Consider the following 18,923-nt stretch of genomic DNA (forward strand, 5'->3'; position numbering starts at 1 on the left):
GGGCCGAAAGTTGCTGGTCCGGTTGGCATGGGATCTATCCTGGATGGTGAAGTCGGTGTTGCCATTTTAGCCGACTTCCAAAACCAAGGGTTGGGTCGACTGACACTGGAAGCAATGATTGATTGGGCCAAAAAAGTTGGTTACGACAATATCTGGCTCGATGTCGATGAGGCCAATGCCCCGGCCCGCCACCTCTACAAGGCGGTCGGTTTTGTTGAGGTTGGGGAAGAAACCCAACCCATTCAACTGAGTTCCGGTCGCCAGGCAAATTTGATGAAAATGGAGTTGCTTTTATCATGAACTTTGTTGCTTTTGATTTTGAAACGGCTAGTAACCAGCGCCATTCCGCTGTTTCTTTGGCCTTAGCGGTTGTCCGCGATGACAAAGTAGTCGACCAGTTTTACTCATTGATTAAGCCACCGACACCATTTTCGGCTCGTAACTCGCAAATCCACGGGATTTATCCCAAGGATGTTGTCGATGCGCCAACTTTCGACGAGATTTGGCCAACAATTGCGCCACTCTTTACCGAAGAAAAGTTGGTAGTGGCCCATAATGCTAATTTCGATGCCTCGGTTTTGCGGGCCTGCCTGGACTACTATGGTCTGCCGGAAGCTCATTACCAGATTTTGGACACCGTCCAAACCTCGCGACGGTTATTGCCTGACTTACCAAATCACAAATTAAACACGGTTTCGGCGGCTTTGAAAGTCCGCTTAGATAACCATCACAACGCCTTGGCTGATTCCTTGGCCTGTGCGCAAATTTTAATCCATCAAAGCCAATTGTTTGGCAATGATGTTTTGAAAGAATACGTCCGTAATAAATAAAAAAATGCTGCTAAGCCCGGGTGGTTGAAACCAGGTCTTAGTAGCATTTTTATTTTGGTCAGATTGTTCTGACTTTTTTATAAATCAATTTCGAGTTCAATTGGTGCGTGGTCTTGGCGCGCACCGGTGTCAACGACCGTGCTAGCTGTCACCTTGTCGGCAATCTTGTCAGAAACAAGGTAGTAGTCAATCCGCCAACCGGAGTTGTTGACCTTAGAGGTCTTTACTCGTTGGGCCCACCAAGTGTAGAGGTCGCCTTGGTCGGGATGGGTAGCTCGGAAGGTGTCGGTATACCCGTTGTCGAGGAGGAGGGTGAACTTCTCGCGTTCCTCGTCGGTAAAGCCGGCCGAATGGTGATTAGTGGTTGGGTGCTTCAAATCGATTTCTTCGTGGGCGATGTTAAAGTCGCCGGAGAAAATAACCGGCTTCTTGGCATTCAAACCATCGATGTAGGCCCGGTAGGCATCATCCCAGGCTTGGCGGTCGGCCAACCGGTCGAGCTTTGATCCGGCATTGGGTGTATAAACGGTTGAAACGTAGAAAGTTGGAAATTCCAGGGTGATAATCCGTCCTTCTTGGTCCATTTCACCCGGGGCACCAATCGTTGGATAATCGACTGATAGAGGTTCTTCCTTAGAAATCATCATCGTTCCAGCATAAGATTTGCGGGCTGTTGATGAGTTGGTATAGATATGATAGTCGGGGAAGAGGTCAGTCAAGGCGGCCGAGTGCTTCTTCGTCAGGCCGGAGTCCTTTAATTTGGTTTCTTGGATGGCCAGGACGTCCGGTTGGGCGGCAGCCAAATTTTCCAAGGTTGCCCAGGTCATCTGGCCTCTATCAGAACTATGCTCGACGGCGGCGTTGATTGAATCAATGTTCCACGAAATAAATTTCATTAATCTAACTCCCTTAAATTTGTGTATTGAAATTAAATACTTGTTGGCTACAACCGGTGATGTAAAAACGACCGCTGACCAGACTGGCACTCAGGCTAACTAAGCTTAATCAGCCTGAGCCATTTTTTGCATGTAGGCCGGCAACGATTGGGCAATAGCCGTTGGCAGGGTTACGTAGGCCGTTTTAGCTAAGTCAGCCGCGATTGCCGAGTGGCTATAAACGGCAGCCAAGACAGCTTGGTCAAGTGGTTGAAATTGGGCAGCAAAGCCGGCGACCATGCCGGCAAGGGTATCACCCATGCCGCCGGTTGCCTGGTAGGGCCCGCCAACGGTTAATTGGTAAAGGTCATTTTTTAAGTATACCTGAGTCCGGTCGGACTTCAAAACCAAAATTGGTAGGTCGTGGTAGCTTGCTAATTTTTGCAAAGCTTGCTGGTTATTTTCTGCTTGGCCCTGGTCGGCAATAGCAACTTGACTGAGCCGCTGCCATTCCATTTGGTGTGGAGTCAAGATAACCTGACCGGCCGGAAGACTAAGACCCTTGTGGGCCATCATGGTCAAAGCTGATCCGTCGATGATGACCACTTGGTCGGCCCGAGTCCGACTAAAGACTTTTTGCAGGATAAAAAATTCATCACCTAATCCTGAACCGATTAAGATGACATTGGCTGAGTCGATTAAAGGTGTTAAGTCTTGGTTAAAATCAACGACCATCGCTTCCGGCAGACGGGCTAGCAGGGCAGTCTTGTTACTTGGGTCCGTGGCTACGGTTACGAGACCAGCACCGGAATATACTGCTGCTTGGGCATTCATGATGGCGGCACCACCAAAGGATTGCGACCCGGCCACAATTAAGACCCGGCCAAAGGTTCCTTTGTGGGCGACCTGTGGTCGGGGTTGGACAACGTTGCGGACGATTTGTTCACTAAGTGTTTGCATAATCTACCTCTCTGCTTGGTATTTTACGCTTGAATTTGGCGGACGACAATTGTTGGCCGGTGGGGACGTTAATTTGCAGGAAGGATGAGTATTTGAGAGACATCCCAGGTTAGAGTCTCTGAAAATTTACCTGACGAGCGGTAGACCCAACTCTTGGGACAAGTGTATAATGAAAATAAATAGTGAAAAACATAAGAAAACAGTGAGAAAGGGCTTGGATAGACTTTCTTCAAGGAGGCTTTGAATGATTGATTGGCAGGCAAAGGCAAAGGAAGAGGAACAAGCTTTCTTGTCTGATTTGAAGGACTTTTTGAGTATTCCTTCTGTGCGTGATGATAGCAAGGCAACTAAGGATGCTCCATTGGGACCTGGTCCCAAGGATGCCTTGGTTCATATCTTGGCATTGGCTGATCGCGATGGTTTTGTGACCAAAAACATCGACAATTTGGCCGGTTATATTGAAATTGGTCCCAAGGACGCTGATGAATACGTGGCCTTGTTGTCTCACGTTGACGTTATGGCAGCCGGTGAAGGCTGGTCAACTGATCCCTTTGGTCCAGTTATCGAAGACGGCAAGGTAATTGCCCGTGGAGCCTCAGATGATAAAGGCCCCGGTTTGGCCGCTTACTACGGTTTCAAGATGATTCGCGATTTGAATTTGCCATTGAAGCGCCGAGTTCGTTTGATTTTCGGAACTGATGAAGAAAACGACTGGACGGGGATGACTCGTTACTTCGAAGTTGAACCAGCTCCAGCCTTTGGTTTCTCACCAGATGCCGAATACCCAATCATTAACGGTGAAAAGGGAAACTTGCAAGTTAACATCACATCACCAGCTACTAATGGTGACGATGCTCAGCTTTTGTCATTTGATTCAGGTATCCGGACGAACATGGTTCCCGGTGTTGCCCGGGCCACTGTCTTTGGTTTGGACCCTGACCAAACAGTTACCGACTTTGCGACCTTCTTGGCCAATAACCCACAAGTCCGTGGTTCAGTTACACCTGATGGTGAGAAGGTTGACTTCGAATTGTTGGGTAAGCAGGTTCACGGATCTTTGCCAGAAACTGGTGAAAATGCGGGAACTTACTTGGCTAAGTTCTTGGACCAATATAACTTTGGTGGCACAGCCGCTCACTTCTTGAAGTACTTGGGTGAATTATCACACGATGACCCAACTGGAAAGATTTTGGGCGTTGACCATGTCGATGATGTCATGGGTGCCTTGTCAATGAACGTTGGAATTCAAAAGTTTAATTTGGACGAAGGGGTTTATATCAACTATAACTTCCGTTATCCAAAGGGAATTGAACCTGAATTTATCGAAGCTAAGTTGAACGATGCGATGCCAGAATGGGATTACGAAGCCAAAATTGGTGGTCACGCTCAGGTACCACACTACGTTTCACCTGAAGACCCCGTTGTTAAGACTTTGTTGGGCATCTACCACGACCAAACTGGCTTGCCAGCCCATGACCAAGTTATTGGTGGTGGAACTTACGGCCGTTTGATGGAACGTGGGGTTGCCTTTGGGGCCTTGTTCCCAGACTCACCTGATAAGATGCACCAAGTTGACGAATTTGCCCTTGTGGACGACTTGGTTCGTTCAATGGGAATCTATGGTCAAGCGGTTGCTGATTTGGCTAACCTGCCAGAATAATTGTTTGTAAAAAGCCTGACGAGAGTCGGGTTTTTTGTTTTGGAGTGAGTTGAGTTATGAATAAGCAAAAAAATAAAAAATTGCTACCAATCCTCTTACTTAAAAGAGAAGCTGCTAGCAATTTCTTTGAAATATTAAAATTATTTTGTTGAAAAACAAAAGATAAACCATCTGCGCACGCAAATCCCAGTGCTTATTTTTATGCTTTCAGTAAACCGTTGACCTTCCAAATTCATCAACAAAGTCAACGATATTAGAAATAAAATTTCTAAAAGTTTTATAACAATAAAAACCGGCATAAAGTCTGATATAAAGGCTTTTATGGCGGTTTCCCTTATGGTATAATTTTGTCGAGTAAGTGGCGGTTATCTTTAAAAATGGGTGCTAGTTTGGTTGGGAACCAACCGTGAAACGACGCCCATTGGAAGGAGAAGCTGACGTGCATAAAGTAACAGTGAATGACTTAGAACTTTTGTTATCATTTGGAACCCTTATCTTGATTGCGATTGACTTATTTTTGCATTACTTATTTCACTTCCGCAAAAAGTAAATTTTGCATCCAAGTCAATCGATGACAGCTGCATTATCCAATGGGTGCTTGATTGATCGTCATATTTTCTTTTAGCTGCAAGCTATTTTGCAGCTCTTTTTTTGAAATACTGATACCAGACTTGTGAGGTTTTAATTTTATGAAGTCGGTTCGAATATTTGCAGAAAGCAGTGCTGAAAATCCAGGCAAAATTTTGATTTGGTCTAGTTTATTGGCTAAGTGGGTTAATGAATTCAGAATTTGCGACTTTTGCCCAAGGAAAGCAAGACATATTGGCCACCGACCTTGATAAAATTGGCCATTTGGTCTAAAATTATATAGAACTTATTTTTGGAGGATTTAACATGTCTAAATGGACAGCTGCTGCGGATGCAAACCGCGGTACACTAGAATTTACTATCGCTCAAGCGGATGTACAAAACGCCTTGAAGCCAGCTTTTGACAAGAACAAGAACCAGATTTCAGTACCTGGCTTCCGTAAGGGGAAGGTACCAATGTCAATGTTCTTACAAAAGTTTGGTGAAGAAGCATTGTACCAAGACGTAATGGACATTGTTTTGCCTGCTGCATTTGATGCCGCAATCGCAGAACAAGGTTTGACAATCGTTGGTCGCCCTGACATCGCCCCTGTTTCAATGAACAAGGGTGCTGACTGGGAAATGAAGGCTGACTTCGCCGTAGCCCCTGAAATCAAGTTGGGTGACTACACTGGTTTGGCAGTTGAAAAGAACGATGCAACTGTTGCCGATGAAGACGTTGATGCTGAAATCAAGCGCCAACAAGAAAACCAAGCTGAATTGGTTTTGCAAGAAGATGGAACTAAGGCTGAAAACGGCGATACTGTCGTAATCGACTTTGATGGTTCTGTTGATGGTGACCACTTCGAAGGTGGCCAAGCCAAGGATTACTCTTTGGAATTGGGTTCAGGATCATTTATTCCTGGCTTCGAAGAACAATTGGTTGGTCATACTGCTGGTGAAGATGTTGACGTTAAGGTTACCTTCCCAGCCGAATACCAAGCTAAGGACTTAGCTGGTAAGGAAGCTTTGTTTGAAGTTAAGCTTCACGAAATCAAGCGTAAGTCATTGCCTGAATTGGACGACGAATTTGCTAAGGATGTCGACGAAGACGTTGAAACTTTGGCAGAATTGAAGGAAAAGACAAAGAAGAACTTGCAAGAAGCTCGCGACCAAGCCGCAGCTGATGAATTCGAAGACGCAGCCGTTCAAGCTGCCGTTGACAATGCTGAAGTTGTTGGTGGTTCAATTCCGCAAGAAATGATTGACGAAGATGTTGACCGTCAAATGCAACAATACCTTGGTCAATTGCAACAACAAGGTATTTCACCAGAAATGTTCTTCCAAATTTCTGGTCAAACACAAGAATCATTCAAGCAACAATTTGAACAAGGTGCTGACAACCGCGTTAAGATCAACTTGGTCTTGGAAGCAATTGTTAAGGCCGAAAATGTACAACCATCTGAAGAAGAAGTTGCAGCCGAAGTTAAGTCATTGGCTGACCAATACAACATCTCTGAAGAACAAGTTAAACAATCATTGTCAGATGATTTGTTGAAGCATGACATTGCTATGAAGGCAGTCGTTGATAAGATTGTTTCATCTGCAAAGGCAAAGTAAGCCGTTAAAAAGCCCGACGGGGCTTTTTTTCTTACATAGCCTACGCGAGCACTGAACATAGGCACGAGCACAAGGGTGGTTGAGTGAGACCACCAACGAATCGATTTAGAGGGGGATGTCATGGTACAAACACCAGATGAAACGACTCCAGTCCACTGCTCTTTTTGTGGTAAGGAAGCTGATGAAGTCAAGAAGTTAGTTGCGGGTCCTGATGGGCTCTATATTTGTAATGAATGTATCGAATTAGCTGATCAAATCATTCAAGAAGAGCTTAAAGTTGACCAACAAGACCAACAATTGACTCTACCAACACCAAAAGAAATCGTTGAAAACCTAAACGATTACGTGATTGGTCAAGACGACGCCAAGAAGACTTTGGCAGTGGCGGTTTATAACCACTACAAGCGTGTAAACGAAAATGCATTGAAGACAACCGATGTTGAATTGCAAAAATCAAACATCGCCTTGCTGGGACCAACCGGTTCTGGAAAGACGTACTTGGCCCAATCATTGGCTAAGATTTTGCAGGTACCATTTGCCATTGCGGATGCCACGACTTTGACCGAAGCTGGGTATGTTGGAGAAGATGTTGAAAACATTCTTTTGAAGTTGCTCCAAGCAGCCGACTTTGATGTTGAATCTGCCCAACGCGGAATCATTTATGTTGATGAAATTGACAAGATTGCTAAGAAATCTGAAAACGTTTCAATCACCCGTGATGTTTCTGGTGAAGGGGTCCAACAGGCCTTGTTGAAGATGTTGGAAGGTACCATTGCTTCTGTTCCACCACAAGGTGGTCGTAAGCACCCCCAACAAGAATTAATTCAGGTTGATACAACCAACATTCTCTTTATCGTTGGTGGGGCCTTCGCGGGCTTGGATACACAAATCAAGGAACGTCTTGGTAGCCGTGTTATTGGCTTTGGATCAAGTACTTCTGACCAAGCTAAGGCTTTGGATAAGGCTAACATTTTGGATAATGTTGAACCAGAAGACTTAACTAAGTTTGGTTTGATTCCAGAATTTATTGGTCGGTTGCCAATCATTACGGTTTTGGCTGAGTTGACGGTTGAAGATTTGACTCATATTTTGACTCAACCAAAGAACGCCCTCGTTAAGCAATACCAGGCCTTGTTGGGCTTGGACGATGTTGATTTGGAATTCGACTCTGATGCTTTGTCAGCGATGGCTGATTTGGCAATCGAACGAGGAACCGGGGCCCGTGGCTTGCGGTCAATTATTGAAAACGTGATGAAAGACATCATGTATGAAATTCCAAGTCGTGATGATATCGAAAAGGTCATCATCACTAAGGATTCCGTGACAAATGGTCAGGAACCTAAATTGGTTTTAAAGAAAGATAAAAAGGATTAAGTATGGATGTTCATAACGTTGAAATGGTGATGTCGGCAGTTGCGCCGAGCCAATATCCGACCGATGGTCGGGCTGAATTTGCCCTAGTGGGGCGGTCAAATGTTGGTAAATCATCATTGACGAACACGCTGATTAATCGTAAGAACTTTGCACGGACATCAAGTCAACCTGGGAAAACTCAGACATTGAACTTCTATGATGTTGAAGGCGAATTATACTTCGTCGATGTTCCCGGTTATGGTTATGCCAAGGTTTCCAAAAAGAAGCGGGAAGCCTTCGGTGAGATGATTGAAACTTACATTACCTCCCGGAAGCAATTGCGAGGCGTTATCTCATTGGTTGACGCCCGTCATAAGCCCAGTGAAGAAGATGTCATGATGTACCAATGGTTGGATTACTATAACATTCCAGTGCTTTTGGTCGCTACTAAGGCGGACAAAGTTTCACGTGGGAAATTAAACCAAGCAGAGTCGATTATCAAGAAAACCGTTGAATTTAACGGTGAAAACTCAGACTTCATGTTCTTCTCATCCCAGACTAAGTCTGGGAAAGATGAAGTTTGGCAATGGATTGAAGACCGTCTTTGATTTTATAAAAAGACAACTATACCATTGACTAATTTTCGGTTCCGTTTACAATAGTAAGTAGGAGGTATTGCGCAATGGCACAAGATACTGCAATTTTCGCTGGAGGATGTTTTTGGTGCATGGTCGAACCATTTGATTCGTTACCAGGTATTGAAAAGGTCCGTTCCGGTTACACGGGTGGCCACGTGGCTAACCCAACCTACGAAGAAGTATGTTCACATACCACTGGACATACCGAAGCGGTAAAGATTTGGTTTGACCCAGATCAATACTCATACAAGGACTTGGTTGAACTATACTGGCAAGTTGCTGACCCAACAGATGCGATGGGCCAGTTTGCTGACCGGGGTGATTCTTACCGCCCGGTTATCTTTGTTAATTCACCTGAACAACGGCAAATCGCCGAAGCATCAAAGCAAGAATTAAACGATTCTGGCCGCTTCGACAAGCCAATCGTGACATCAATCGAAGATGCCAAGCCTTTCTATGAAGCCGAAGAGTACCACCAAGACTTCTATCAAAAGGATCCCTTGCGGGAAGCCATGATGATGGGGCCTCGGCACCAGTATCAAGCAAAGTATTGGGGGGACAAGTAACAATGGCAAAGTATGATAAAGAAGAATTAAAGCAAAAATTAACTGAAGAGCAATACGAAGTAACACAAAACGCTGCGACTGAACGAGCCTTTACCGGTAAGTATGACCAGTGGTGGGATGATGGTATCTTCGTTGATGTTGTCTCTGGTGAACCTTTGTTTTCATCAACTGACAAGTACGACTCAGGTTGTGGTTGGCCTTCATTTACCAAGGGAATTGATGAAGCTGATTTGAATGAATCAACTGATAGTTCATTTGGTATGACCCGGACGGAAGTTCGTTCTGGTGAAGCCGACTCTCACTTGGGTCACGTCTTCAATGATGGACCTGTCGACCAAGGTGGGTTGCGCTACTGCATTAACTCTGCGGCCTTGCGCTTTGTTCCTAAGGAAGACTTGGAAAAAGAAGGTTACGGCAAGTATACTTACTTGTTTAACTAATAAATGATTCAAATCTCACTCGTTAGCGGGTGAGATTTTTTTATTGGACAAATTAACGTCAGCAAAGCTACTCTGACTAGGACCATCTCCCGGGTGCAGTGGTAGAATAGTGGCAAAGATTGAACATATTGAGTTGTGATGGGAGTAAATAATGGTTAAAAGTTACGTTGTTGATGCATTTGCAAAAGAAATTTTTAAGGGCAACCCTGCGGCCGTTCTCTTTATCGAGAAGTTCCCGAGCGATAAGATGATGCAAAATATTGCGATGGAAAATAAGTTGTCAGAAACGGCCTTCGCCATTAAGCGCGACAGTAATCATTACGATCTACGCTGGTTCTCACCAGCCGGCGAAATTGATTTGTGTGGTCATGCCACGTTGGCAACTGGCTTTTTGGTTTACCGATTAGACCCACCGGCCGATGGGGGACCCGTCGTCTTTAACACCATTAGTGGGGACTTGACGGTCACCAAGAAGGGCGACTACTATGAAATGAACTTCCCAACCTATGACTTGAAGGCGGTTCCGGTTACGGCAGCGATGACTGAAGCCTACGGGCTTAAGCCTGATGCAGCTTATGTGGGTCGCGACCTCCTTTGTGTCTTCCCACAGGGAACTGACATTGCTAAGATGGACCCAGATATGGAGAAACTCAAGAAGCTCGATGGCATGGCCCAGCACGCCACGGCGGTTGTCGATGACGAGTACGACTGTGTGTCACGGTCATTCGCACCGAAGTTGGGCATTCCTGAAGACCCAGTTTGCGGGAGTGGCCACTGCCACATTGCCCCATACTGGTCGGAACGACTTGGTAAAAAGGATTTGAAGGCCCTCCAGGCCTCACCACGGTCAGGTATCCTGCATTGCGAGTATTTGGGTGACCGGACCAAGCTTAGTGGTCCAGCGGTCTTGTACTCCGAAAGTGAAGTTAATTTAGCGATTTAATGCCAAGCAAAAACATCAGCCACATGATTCTGTGGCTGATGTTTTTATTTAGTCAAAGTTGCGAGTTCATGAATAAGCTTGGACGTGTCCGCGAAGGCATAGCGGTAGATGATAACCAGGAGGCCAATTAGGTTGCTAAAAAGGCCGGTAATTAGGTAACTTTGGACTTTGACGGCGACTACCTGGGCTAAAAAGATGGCAATCGCCAGGATGGCGATGGTCACAAAGACGAAGTAGAGACTAATCGAAATGATCAGCCACCGGCGCAAGGCGAGTTTGGACTTTAACTCCGTGATTAGGTGTCCTTGGATGGCAGTTGCCAAGTCGTTATTGATGATATGGCTGCGGAGGGTTTCGACGTTTTCTTTGATGATTTGATTTTTAATGGTGGACGAAAGAATTGGGGTGGCTAAAAGAGCCTGTTCGATTTTATTGGTTCGCTTAGTCGGCATGGAAATCCTCCTGAACTGGTAGTAGGTCAGTTAACCGGTGGTAGGCGATGGTCTCACTGACCAGATAAATTAAACTGAATTTTTGGGTGAGTTGACCAATGGATTGATTTTCCCAGTCGAGCCGATCTAATAATGGTTGGGCAGTTTGGTCGGGAACCAGGAAGTGCTCGGTGAAAATAGCTAAATCGGTCTTGCTAGCTCGGTCGCTCTTGGTATTTGCACGGACCTGGTAGTCTAGGAGGAGGTAATCCTGTGACTGCGGCAGGTCAGCAGTAATCAAGGCCGGGTTGAGAATCGGTGTTCTTGACAAATTAACCTGCCAGTCCAGTAGCAGGATTCCAAGTCCTTGAGCAAAGCGATAGACCTGGTCTGGGACGGGTAAGTCTGCTGCAACTAGGATTTCGCTTTGCTGGTATTCCTGGTAATAACGGAGGCAAGAGCTAACTTCGAGACCAGCAAAGTCTGCCAGTCCAGCTCTAATTCCTGCTAAATCGAGGTAGGTGGTTAGATTTTCGTTGTCGAGGTTAGGACCCATGATTTGGTCGTGAGCTCGTTGTGCAAGGTCTTGAATCGGCTGGTCAGCATGGTGGTCAATGGTCATTGAACGCCTCCTTACTACTAATTTTCGCCGTCATTGTAACATGGTCGGAATTGAAAAGGGAAGACGGTTGGCATAAATGACAAGAAGTAAGATAAATAATATAGGTTAGAATTGTTGTGAAAAATAATCTAATATGGTTTATTATATATAAATGATAATATGATTAGGTAATTATTATTTATAGTAAGGTAAAGAGATGGGGAGTGTATGTTTAAAAAGGTTCGAGCACTTTGTACGTTTAATTTGAAGGTAGCACTTGATAATAAAATTGTGTTTCTCTACTCGTTTGTGATGCCCCTAGCCTATCTATTGTTTAACGTTGTATCAGGAAATCATCATCACATTGGCACAACTAATCAGTTAAATACCTTAATTCCAATTGTTGCCTATATGGTCGTAACTGGTGTCTTAAATGGCTGGGTAATGACAATTTTAGTCATGCGCGAAACAAATTTTTTAAAGACTTTTACTTCGATTGTCGGGAATAAGCTATTAATTTTCTTATCTAATTTTTTGATTAACTTATGCCTGAATTTACTTCAAATCATTGCTGTTGCCTTGTTGTATCAAATCAGCACGAGTTCATTTGATTTACCAGTATTAGCTCTAATTTTAGTGACTGCCTTTTGTGTTGATATCGTCGTTTCTTTAGCAGCAACTGTGTTTTTAGTGGCGAAAATGAAGCAATCGAGTATTTCGATGGTGCTAACCACCTATATTGTCCTCGGAATTTATCTAGTAGGTAACCAACCTCAGGGATTGCTCGCTCGGATTGGTTTTAATTTGGTTGATATGTATTCGTTAACAGTTGATGTGGGTTATCTCTTTTACCATTTAAATCACTTAACGACATTCGCAGTGTTAGCGGTCATTTTACCGGTTCTTTTGATAATTGGGATCGGTGGGTTTTTATTGAAGCGAGTACCGGTTTCATCGATTCATACTCGAGCTTAGGAGAAAAAATGCAAGTTAAAAATTGTGATATTCAAATTAACTACAAGACCTTGGTATATGATGCGAGCTTTACCTTAGTAGACGAGCAGGTTAATTTGCTAATTGGTAATAATGGAGTTGGTAAAACGGTTATTTTAGATCAAATTGCCAACCTAGACAATAATCGTCCGGCTGGATTTTTAGAATTTCCAGACCAAAGTGACCTTGTTTATCAAACTCAGGGAGTGCCATTTATTGATGAAGTTTCGGTTCAGACGGTGTTAACACTATTTGAACAAATGGCTGGAGCTAACTTTTTAACACAGGGTTCATTGCCAAATATCATTGAAAAAAATTTACAGACTCGGTATGGTAACTTGTCCGGTGGTGAGAAACGCTTTGTGATGATTTGGGCCACGCTCCAAATACCAAGAAAGTTATATTTATTTGATGAGCCGTTAGCTAACCTTGATCCGTACCATACTGCTGAAGTGATGAAAATGTTTTATGCAGGAGTCCGCGACGGGAAAACGATTGTTTTGACAACTCATCAGTTCGAAGGATTAGAGTCAGATTTGACCCATGTTGTTCATATTTCTGACCAAAAAATTGCTTTTGATGGCTCATTAAGCAATTTTACTAATAAACACGGCGAGGACTTAGCTAAGGTTTTACAAGCCATGCCCTCGTAATAAGCTGAATAGCGAGTGAGGTAAAAGCCATGACAAATGAAGAATTTTTCCAAGCTGCCAAAGATAGTGGTGTAGTGCCAGCTGATGCCAAACTGCAATCAAGTTTTCAATTTGGTGTTGAGGCTGATGAACTGGCGGCCTTAGTTTTAAAAGGTAAAAAGACCGCCACGGCTAGTGCCTTAGAATTGTATCAGATCGATAATTATCCTTTGCCCGAAGAAGGGGCCTTTGATATTGTGTTGAATAGCGCTGATGAACCGGTCTGTGTCATTCAAAATGATGGTGTGGTGATTGAGACCTATAACAACGTCAGCCGTTTTCATGCTGCTGCCGAAGGTGAGGGCGACCTATCCTTAGCCTATTGGCGCCGAGTCCATGAGGCTTTCTTTACCGAGGAATTTGAAAAGGCCAATTTGACCTTTGATCCTGACCAGACTCCAATTGTTTTGGAAAGTTTTCATATGGTTTATCCAGGTTTTGATTTGAATTAATTCATGATGATTTACTAAACACAAGAAAAAACGGTTCCTAGTCAAATTGACTAAGAACCGTTTTTTAGTTTAAAAGGTTGCCTTACATTGATTGGCGGTTGCCAAGAGGAGGCTGTCACCCGCAACTAAGAGAACGAGGAGGGAAACCCAGTGGGCATCATCTTTGCCGATAAAAATAATGGAAAATAGAAAAGTTAGGGCAAAGGCGACGGGGAGGATATAGTGGGTCCAAGTATTAAGTGTAAATTTAGCAATTAATGCTTGTACTAATAAAATAAGCAGTGAAACTGCGATAAAGGAAGTATTTTCATTGGTCATAGGCACGACCTCCAATCATCTATAAATATTCTAATCTTCTCTATGATTATTGTAACACGTATTCTAATCATATTGTAATAAAATAGAATGAAATCCGAAATATCAATGTGTTTTTAGAATTATTGTGGTTTTCTTTTTGTTAATCATGAAAAACGTGGAAATTTTAATTTTTCGAACTATATTTCAATCTAAATTGTACTTACTAGTAAAAAATAAAATTTTGCTATGATATTTTTGATTATTCGAGACTTTATCTTACCTTTTGTAACTTTTATTAAAATTGATGAGAATATCATTAAAACTTGTGCATAATATGTTATAATCATTCTGTTCAATTATTCGTATTTTGCTGTTATTTATTGGACAAAAACAAATAACAATAAGTTTTAGGAGAAGAACCGTCATGAAGGAAACTGGATCAACTACTGTGAAGCGCGGGATGGCGCAAATGCAAAAGGGTGGCGTTATCATGGATGTCGCCAACGTTGAGCAAGCAAAGATTGCTGAAGAGGCTGGTGCCGTTGCTGTTATGGCCCTTGAACGAGTACCATCAGATATTCGTGCTGCTGGTGGTGTTGCCCGGATGTCAGATCCAGCAATGATTGAAGAAATCATGGCGGCTGTTTCAATCCCAGTGATGGCCAAGGCCCGGATTGGTCATATTGCCGAAGCCCACGTTTTGGAAAGCATTGGCGTTGATTACATCGACGAAAGTGAAGTTCTGACACCTGCCGATGATAACTACCATATTGCTAAGGACGAATACACAGTACCTTTCGTTTGTGGATGTCGTGACTTAGGTGAAGCCTTGCGCCGTATTGGTGAAGGTGCTTCAATGTTGCGGACTAAGGGTGAACCAGGAACTGGTGACGTTGTTGAAGCTGTTCGCCACATGCAAAAGGTCAACCAACAAATCAGCCACATCGTGGGTGAAAAGCCAGAACACTTGATGGCGATTGCTCGTGACTTGCGCGCACCTTTGGACTTGGTTCAAGAAATCCATGAAACAGGTAAGTTGCCAGTTGTTAATTTTGCGGCTGGGGGAATTTCTACTCCTGCCGATGCTGCCTTGATGATGAACTTGGGAGCCGATGGGGTCTTCGTTGGTTCAGGTATCTTCAAGTCAGAAAACCCAGCTAAGTTTGCCAAGGCCATCGTTATGGCAACAGCGAACCCAACGGACTACGCATTGGTAGCCGAAGTCTCAAAGAACTTGGGAAAGCCAATGAAGGGAATCGATACATCAACTTTGACTGAAATCGATTTGATGGCCCCTCGCGGTGTCTAAGTAAGAAGGAGTAGCAACCATGAAAATTGGAATTTTGGGCTTGCAAGGAGCCGTAGCCGAACACGTTAAGATGCTCGAACAATGTGGTGTTGAGACTCAGGTAATCCAAACCAAGGAAGACATCAATGATATCGATGGTTTGGTTTTGCCTGGTGGTGAAAGTACCACGATGTTCAAGTTGTTGAACAAGTTTGATTTGCTTGATGACTTGCGGTAAAAGATTCAAAACGGTTTGCCTGTTTTTGGTACCTGCGCTGGCTTAGTTCTGCTGTCAAAGACGGATGTCTTAGCTGGTTTAGAAGGTGACGTAGAACGCAACGGCTTTGGTCGTCAACGCGACAGCTTTGAAGCCGGTATTGCAGTCGCTGGTTTGGACCAAAACTTTCCTGGTATCTTTATCCGCGCCCCATACTTGAAGTCAGTTGGGGACGATGTTGAAGTTTTGGCTAAGATTGATGATGACCGGATTATCGCTGCTAAGCGTGGTAACGTCTTGGTCACAGCCTTCCATCCAGAACTTTCCGACGATACACGGATGCACCAAATGTTCTTAGACATGGTTAAGGCCTAAGGCTAGTTCGGTTTGACCTTGATAGCTAATATTTTTGAATGAAAGTCCAGTCTCTGACTGGGCTTTTTTTGGTGTTGCGATTGAATCAGAAAAAGTCGATGGGGTAGTTAGGAAAGGTACCAATGATTCGATTATGCACAATTTCTAATGTTATTCTTAACATTAAGACCAATAATTGTCTTGAATTGATATGGGTTGATTTTCTTTTAATTGGCAAATAAATACCGATGTATTCGGCTGTTTTCTAGGAATATCTAAAAATAAAAGACAAAATTCAGTAATTTATTTTAAATTTTGGCAATAAAGATACAAAAGTAACCTTTATTATGATAATATAATGATAAATAAATTATAAAATAATTAGCGTTTTAGAGAGGCTATCGATACCAACACTTTGTTAGACGGATTTCCTAAATTAGTGGGAGGCAATTGTGAAAGTCATTGATGAATTTACAGTTGGAAGACAACAAGTTCAATTGGTTATGCCAGAGCTTGAACAAGCCTCGGATTTTTATACGTTAATCGAAGCCGACCGAGAAGAATTGGCACAGTTTATGACCTGGGCGAGTGAAACTCGGACTGTTACTGATGAGCGGCGGTTTCTAGCTTATGCCATTGAAAAAAATCAGAAACGGGAACTTTTCTTATTGACCATTTTAGTGAATGGGAAGGTGGCCGGATCGATTGATTTACACAACTTTAATTGGCGAAGTAAACAGGCTGAGTTTGGCTATTGGTTGGGTCGAGCCTTTCAAGGGATGGGCATCATGACTCAAGCAGTTTTAGCTCTGCAGACCTACGCTCGGAAAAAATTAAAGCTATGCCAGTTCTTCTTACTAGCCGACCCAGAAAATGAAGCCAGTATTGCCGTCGCTGATCGAACTGGGTTTCGACCGGCAGTTAAACGTTTATACCAAATTCGCATAATAATAATAAAGTCCAATCTTAATTGGTGCTAAGGGGGCGTTAATGAAAAGTAAAATTTTTCAATTTATGACTGTCTACCCAAGAATTTTCGCCATAATCACGGTGACAGTAATTAATTTATTGTATTTCTTGATTATCAGACTAGCTGAACCGAATCAGTCTCGCGTTTTGTGGTTGAATAACTTCTTAATGAATGTAGGCAGTTTTGCAGTCTTAATGGCCTTGAGCTGGTGCTGGACAAAATATCGTAATCATAAAAAATAAATGGTAAGCACGGCAGTTTGAAATTGCTATGCTTACCATTTTTTATTGGTTAGGAGTGATGGGGATTTGTCGGATTTTGGAGGGATTGATTTAAATCTTGAGCTAATTTTTTAGCTTGGCGCATGGAAATATACCAAATCCAAAAATAAATAAATAGATAGATTATCGAGTAAGTAAACAACCAGGTTGAGTTGATTGGAAACCAACCAGCTAGTAGTGCAAGTGCAGTGTATCCGGTATAAGTTAAGAGAAAGTGGTAGGTCGTTTGCTTGGTGATGCTCAGACGGTCATTTTGAAAGATTAAGCTTGATCCAGCAAAGAGAGTACCCATCAGAGCCCACAAGATAATCGACCAAGTAAAGGCACTAATCGGATTGTGAAAGTGATTAACAAAATTGGGTGTAGACGGTTGAAGTGTGGTGCTTTGGAAGACATATGAAAAGATGAGGGAGGAAAAAAGACCGATATTAACACCAATCCCAGCACCAACAATTAAAATGCGTATTTTTTTCGTCATTTGAGATTCTCCTTTTTGATTTTTTGCATATAGCGACGGGAAGCGAATGTTGACTGGCCATCGGTGAAAATAACTTGGGCTAAGCCAGTTTTAGAAATTTTAAAGCAGCGAATGAAGTGACGATTAACAATTTCGGATTGAGAAATTTGTAAGTAACTTTGGTCAGGAAGCAAATTTCGTAATTCATATATTCGTTTTTGGATTTTAAATTTGTGATTATTAATTTGGCAATAGACAGATTGTTTTTCAGTGTAGATACGATCAATGGCCGAGATTGAAACTTGCTCGTAGCGGTGGTTATCCCCTTTGACGAAAAGGGTTTGGTTATCAACAAGCGTCTCGATTTTTTGAGCTAAATTTTCTAAATCAACCGATGATTGTTTAGTCATAATAACTATTGTTGGTGTTTTAGCAGCATGGTCAATTTGTATGGTTACTTTCATTACCCTATCTCCCTAAGAATGGATTGATTATTATCACTATAAATTAAAATCTTAATAAATGCTCTATTTTCATAAGATTTGGTTCTATTGGAAACCTAAGTGGTTGGAAAATTAAAATTGTCATGGTTTAATAGGCAATGAGTAGAGTGACGGTGGATAAAATCAACCTTGAATGAAGACCTGGTTGATCAGCAAAACGATTAATCCAAATGTTAAGACACGAGGAGGGCAGCGATGATTGCCAAAAATTCCATGCCAGTTTTATCCGTACAAAATATTAGTAAAAATTATGGTGACAAAGAGATTGTCCATGACCTGTCCTTTGACGTTCACCGGGGTGAAATTCTCGGCTTGATTGGGCCGAATGGGGCCGGCAAGACGACCTTGTTAAAAATGGTCGCTGGCTTTTTAACCAGTGATGATGGTCAAATTTTGATTAACGGCCAAGATTACAGTGGTAACTTAGGTCGGCTGAATAAGTTAGTCAGTCCCATCTTCGGTGGTAGTACCGGCTTTTATTTGCAGGCGACGGTGACGGAAAACTTGTTTTTCTTTGCCAACCTCTTTGGCCTGAAAGGTCGGACCAGGAAAATGAAGGTCAACGAGGCGTTAGACCTGGTTGACCTTCAAGACCATCGGGACAAAAAGGTCAGTCAGCTGTCGATGGGGATGGTGCAACGCCTTCATTTGGCCCGGGGCTTATTGAAGGATAGCCCAGTCTTGCTCTTAGATGAGCCAACCAATGGCTTGGATGTCGAACTGGTCAGGTCATTACGGACAGTGATTGAAGCCATTGCGGCCAGTGGCCGGGCGATTGTCTTGACCAGCCATCAATTAACTGAGGTCAGCCATTTGGCCGACCGGATTGTCTTGATTGACCACGGTCACTTAGTTTTGACGGGTGACCTAGAGATGGTGGTCGAGGCTTCCGGTGTGACCCACATTGACCGACCGGCTACCTTGGAAGAATCTTA

The 18,923-nt window shown here is 43.2% G+C and carries 22 protein-coding genes and 1 pseudogene; 16 read left to right on the forward strand and 7 right to left on the reverse strand.

The window, feature by feature from the left end:
• Both AOQ29_RS04880 and AOQ29_RS04885 read left to right on the forward strand, forming a co-directional pair.
• Positions 1 to 300, forward strand: a 300-nt coding sequence (locus AOQ29_RS04880; RefSeq protein ID WP_114674992.1) for a GNAT family N-acetyltransferase, incomplete at its 5' end; no start/stop codon positions are given.
• Positions 297 to 830: a 3'-5' exonuclease gene (locus AOQ29_RS04885; protein WP_061993399.1), complete on the forward strand. Its 534-nt coding sequence runs from the start codon at positions 297 to 299 to the stop codon at positions 828 to 830. The genes AOQ29_RS04880 and AOQ29_RS04885, both read left to right, overlap by 4 nt.
• A gap of 77 nt (positions 831 to 907) precedes the next feature.
• Here AOQ29_RS04885 and AOQ29_RS04890 read toward each other — a convergent pair whose 3' ends face one another.
• A complete protein-coding gene (locus tag AOQ29_RS04890; RefSeq protein WP_061993400.1) occupies positions 908 to 1,726 on the reverse strand; it encodes an exodeoxyribonuclease III in 819 nt (272 codons plus the stop codon).
• A 105-nt stretch (positions 1,727 to 1,831) separates the two neighbouring features.
• The gene (locus AOQ29_RS04895) at positions 1,832 to 2,665 is read right to left on the reverse strand and encodes an NAD(P)H-hydrate dehydratase (protein WP_061993401.1); all 834 of its coding nucleotides are present in this window, start codon (positions 2,663 to 2,665) and stop codon (positions 1,832 to 1,834) included.
• A 244-nt stretch (positions 2,666 to 2,909) separates the two neighbouring features.
• Between AOQ29_RS04895 and pepV the strand changes: the two genes are divergently transcribed.
• The 7 genes from pepV to AOQ29_RS04930 all read left to right on the forward strand — a co-directional run bounded on the left by pepV (position 2,910) and on the right by AOQ29_RS04930 (position 10,452).
• Positions 2,910 to 4,325 (forward strand): dipeptidase PepV, encoded by a 1,416-nt coding sequence (gene pepV / locus AOQ29_RS04900; protein ID WP_061993402.1) that lies wholly within the window; start codon positions 2,910 to 2,912, stop codon positions 4,323 to 4,325.
• A gap of 894 nt (positions 4,326 to 5,219) precedes the next feature.
• On the forward strand, positions 5,220 to 6,512 hold the full coding sequence (gene tig / locus AOQ29_RS04905; RefSeq protein ID WP_061993403.1) for a trigger factor: 1,293 nt from the start codon (positions 5,220 to 5,222) through the stop codon (positions 6,510 to 6,512).
• 120 nt (positions 6,513 to 6,632) lie between these two features.
• On the forward strand, positions 6,633 to 7,886 hold the full coding sequence (gene clpX / locus AOQ29_RS04910; protein WP_061993404.1) for an ATP-dependent Clp protease ATP-binding subunit ClpX: 1,254 nt from the start codon (positions 6,633 to 6,635) through the stop codon (positions 7,884 to 7,886).
• A gap of 2 nt (positions 7,887 to 7,888) precedes the next feature.
• Positions 7,889 to 8,473: a ribosome biogenesis GTP-binding protein YihA/YsxC gene (gene yihA / locus AOQ29_RS04915; RefSeq protein WP_061993405.1), complete on the forward strand. Its 585-nt coding sequence runs from the start codon at positions 7,889 to 7,891 to the stop codon at positions 8,471 to 8,473.
• 74 nt (positions 8,474 to 8,547) lie between these two features.
• Positions 8,548 to 9,069 (forward strand): peptide-methionine (S)-S-oxide reductase MsrA, encoded by a 522-nt coding sequence (gene msrA / locus AOQ29_RS04920; RefSeq protein WP_061993406.1) that lies wholly within the window; start codon positions 8,548 to 8,550, stop codon positions 9,067 to 9,069.
• A 2-nt stretch (positions 9,070 to 9,071) separates the two neighbouring features.
• Positions 9,072 to 9,509: a peptide-methionine (R)-S-oxide reductase MsrB gene (gene msrB / locus AOQ29_RS04925; protein ID WP_061993407.1), complete on the forward strand. Its 438-nt coding sequence runs from the start codon at positions 9,072 to 9,074 to the stop codon at positions 9,507 to 9,509.
• A 151-nt stretch (positions 9,510 to 9,660) separates the two neighbouring features.
• Positions 9,661 to 10,452 carry a PhzF family phenazine biosynthesis protein gene (locus tag AOQ29_RS04930; RefSeq protein ID WP_061993408.1) on the forward strand — a complete coding sequence of 264 codons (792 nt, stop codon included), beginning with the start codon at positions 9,661 to 9,663 and terminating at the stop codon, positions 10,450 to 10,452.
• A gap of 44 nt (positions 10,453 to 10,496) precedes the next feature.
• On the opposite strand, the gene AOQ29_RS04935 is transcribed toward AOQ29_RS04930, so the two are convergent.
• Together AOQ29_RS04935 and AOQ29_RS04940 are read right to left on the reverse strand one after the other, a co-directional pair.
• Positions 10,497 to 10,904: a hypothetical protein gene (locus AOQ29_RS04935; RefSeq protein WP_061993409.1), complete on the reverse strand. Its 408-nt coding sequence runs from the start codon at positions 10,902 to 10,904 to the stop codon at positions 10,497 to 10,499.
• A complete protein-coding gene (locus tag AOQ29_RS04940; protein WP_061993410.1) occupies positions 10,894 to 11,505 on the reverse strand; it encodes a hypothetical protein in 612 nt (203 codons plus the stop codon). Before AOQ29_RS04940 ends, AOQ29_RS04935 begins: the two co-directional genes overlap by 11 nt.
• A 207-nt stretch (positions 11,506 to 11,712) precedes the next feature.
• Here AOQ29_RS04940 and AOQ29_RS04945 point away from each other — a divergent pair, with 207 nt between their 5' ends.
• The 3 genes from AOQ29_RS04945 to AOQ29_RS04955 are packed head-to-tail and all read left to right on the forward strand — an operon-like array spanning position 11,713 to position 13,621.
• Entirely contained in the window at positions 11,713 to 12,459 is a 747-nt protein-coding gene (locus tag AOQ29_RS04945) for a hypothetical protein (RefSeq protein WP_061993411.1), read from the forward strand.
• A gap of 8 nt (positions 12,460 to 12,467) precedes the next feature.
• A complete protein-coding gene (locus AOQ29_RS04950) occupies positions 12,468 to 13,130 on the forward strand; it encodes an ATP-binding cassette domain-containing protein (RefSeq protein ID WP_061993412.1) in 663 nt (220 codons plus the stop codon).
• Positions 13,131 to 13,159: 29 nt separating this feature from the next.
• Positions 13,160 to 13,621: an ASCH domain-containing protein gene (locus tag AOQ29_RS04955; RefSeq protein ID WP_061993413.1), complete on the forward strand. Its 462-nt coding sequence runs from the start codon at positions 13,160 to 13,162 to the stop codon at positions 13,619 to 13,621.
• Positions 13,622 to 13,690: 69 nt separating this feature from the next.
• On the opposite strand, the gene AOQ29_RS04960 is transcribed toward AOQ29_RS04955, so the two are convergent.
• Complete coding sequence (locus tag AOQ29_RS04960; protein ID WP_061993414.1) at positions 13,691 to 13,939, reverse strand: hypothetical protein; 249 nt, start codon at positions 13,937 to 13,939, stop codon at positions 13,691 to 13,693.
• A 403-nt stretch (positions 13,940 to 14,342) separates the two neighbouring features.
• Here AOQ29_RS04960 and pdxS point away from each other — a divergent pair, with 403 nt between their 5' ends.
• The 3 genes and pseudogenes from pdxS (at position 14,343) to AOQ29_RS04975 (ending at position 16,757) form a co-directional block, all read left to right on the forward strand.
• Positions 14,343 to 15,227: a pyridoxal 5'-phosphate synthase lyase subunit PdxS gene (gene pdxS / locus AOQ29_RS04965; protein ID WP_061993415.1), complete on the forward strand. Its 885-nt coding sequence runs from the start codon at positions 14,343 to 14,345 to the stop codon at positions 15,225 to 15,227.
• A 19-nt stretch (positions 15,228 to 15,246) separates the two neighbouring features.
• Positions 15,247 to 15,798: pseudogene (gene pdxT, locus AOQ29_RS04970) on the forward strand (pyridoxal 5'-phosphate synthase glutaminase subunit PdxT).
• 431 nt (positions 15,799 to 16,229) lie between these two features.
• Complete coding sequence (locus tag AOQ29_RS04975; protein ID WP_061993416.1) at positions 16,230 to 16,757, forward strand: GNAT family N-acetyltransferase; 528 nt, start codon at positions 16,230 to 16,232, stop codon at positions 16,755 to 16,757.
• 281 nt (positions 16,758 to 17,038) lie between these two features.
• Here the strand turns inward: AOQ29_RS04975 and AOQ29_RS04985 are convergent, their stop codons facing one another.
• Together AOQ29_RS04985 and AOQ29_RS04990 are read right to left on the reverse strand one after the other, a co-directional pair.
• The gene (locus tag AOQ29_RS04985; RefSeq protein WP_061993418.1) at positions 17,039 to 17,506 is read right to left on the reverse strand and encodes a DUF3021 domain-containing protein; all 468 of its coding nucleotides are present in this window, start codon (positions 17,504 to 17,506) and stop codon (positions 17,039 to 17,041) included.
• Complete coding sequence (locus AOQ29_RS04990) at positions 17,503 to 17,949, reverse strand: LytTR family DNA-binding domain-containing protein (RefSeq protein WP_061993419.1); 447 nt, start codon at positions 17,947 to 17,949, stop codon at positions 17,503 to 17,505. The genes AOQ29_RS04985 and AOQ29_RS04990 overlap by 4 nt, the downstream gene beginning before the upstream one ends.
• A gap of 234 nt (positions 17,950 to 18,183) precedes the next feature.
• On the opposite strand from AOQ29_RS04990, the gene ccmA reads away from it, so the two are divergent.
• The coding region (ccmA, locus tag AOQ29_RS04995) for a heme ABC exporter ATP-binding protein CcmA (protein ID WP_061993420.1) at positions 18,184 to 18,923 on the forward strand (740 nt) is incomplete at its 3' end.

Source organism: Fructobacillus ficulneus, from assembly GCF_001047075.2.
In the GTDB taxonomy this organism is placed as follows: domain Bacteria; phylum Bacillota; class Bacilli; order Lactobacillales; family Lactobacillaceae; genus Fructobacillus; species Fructobacillus ficulneus.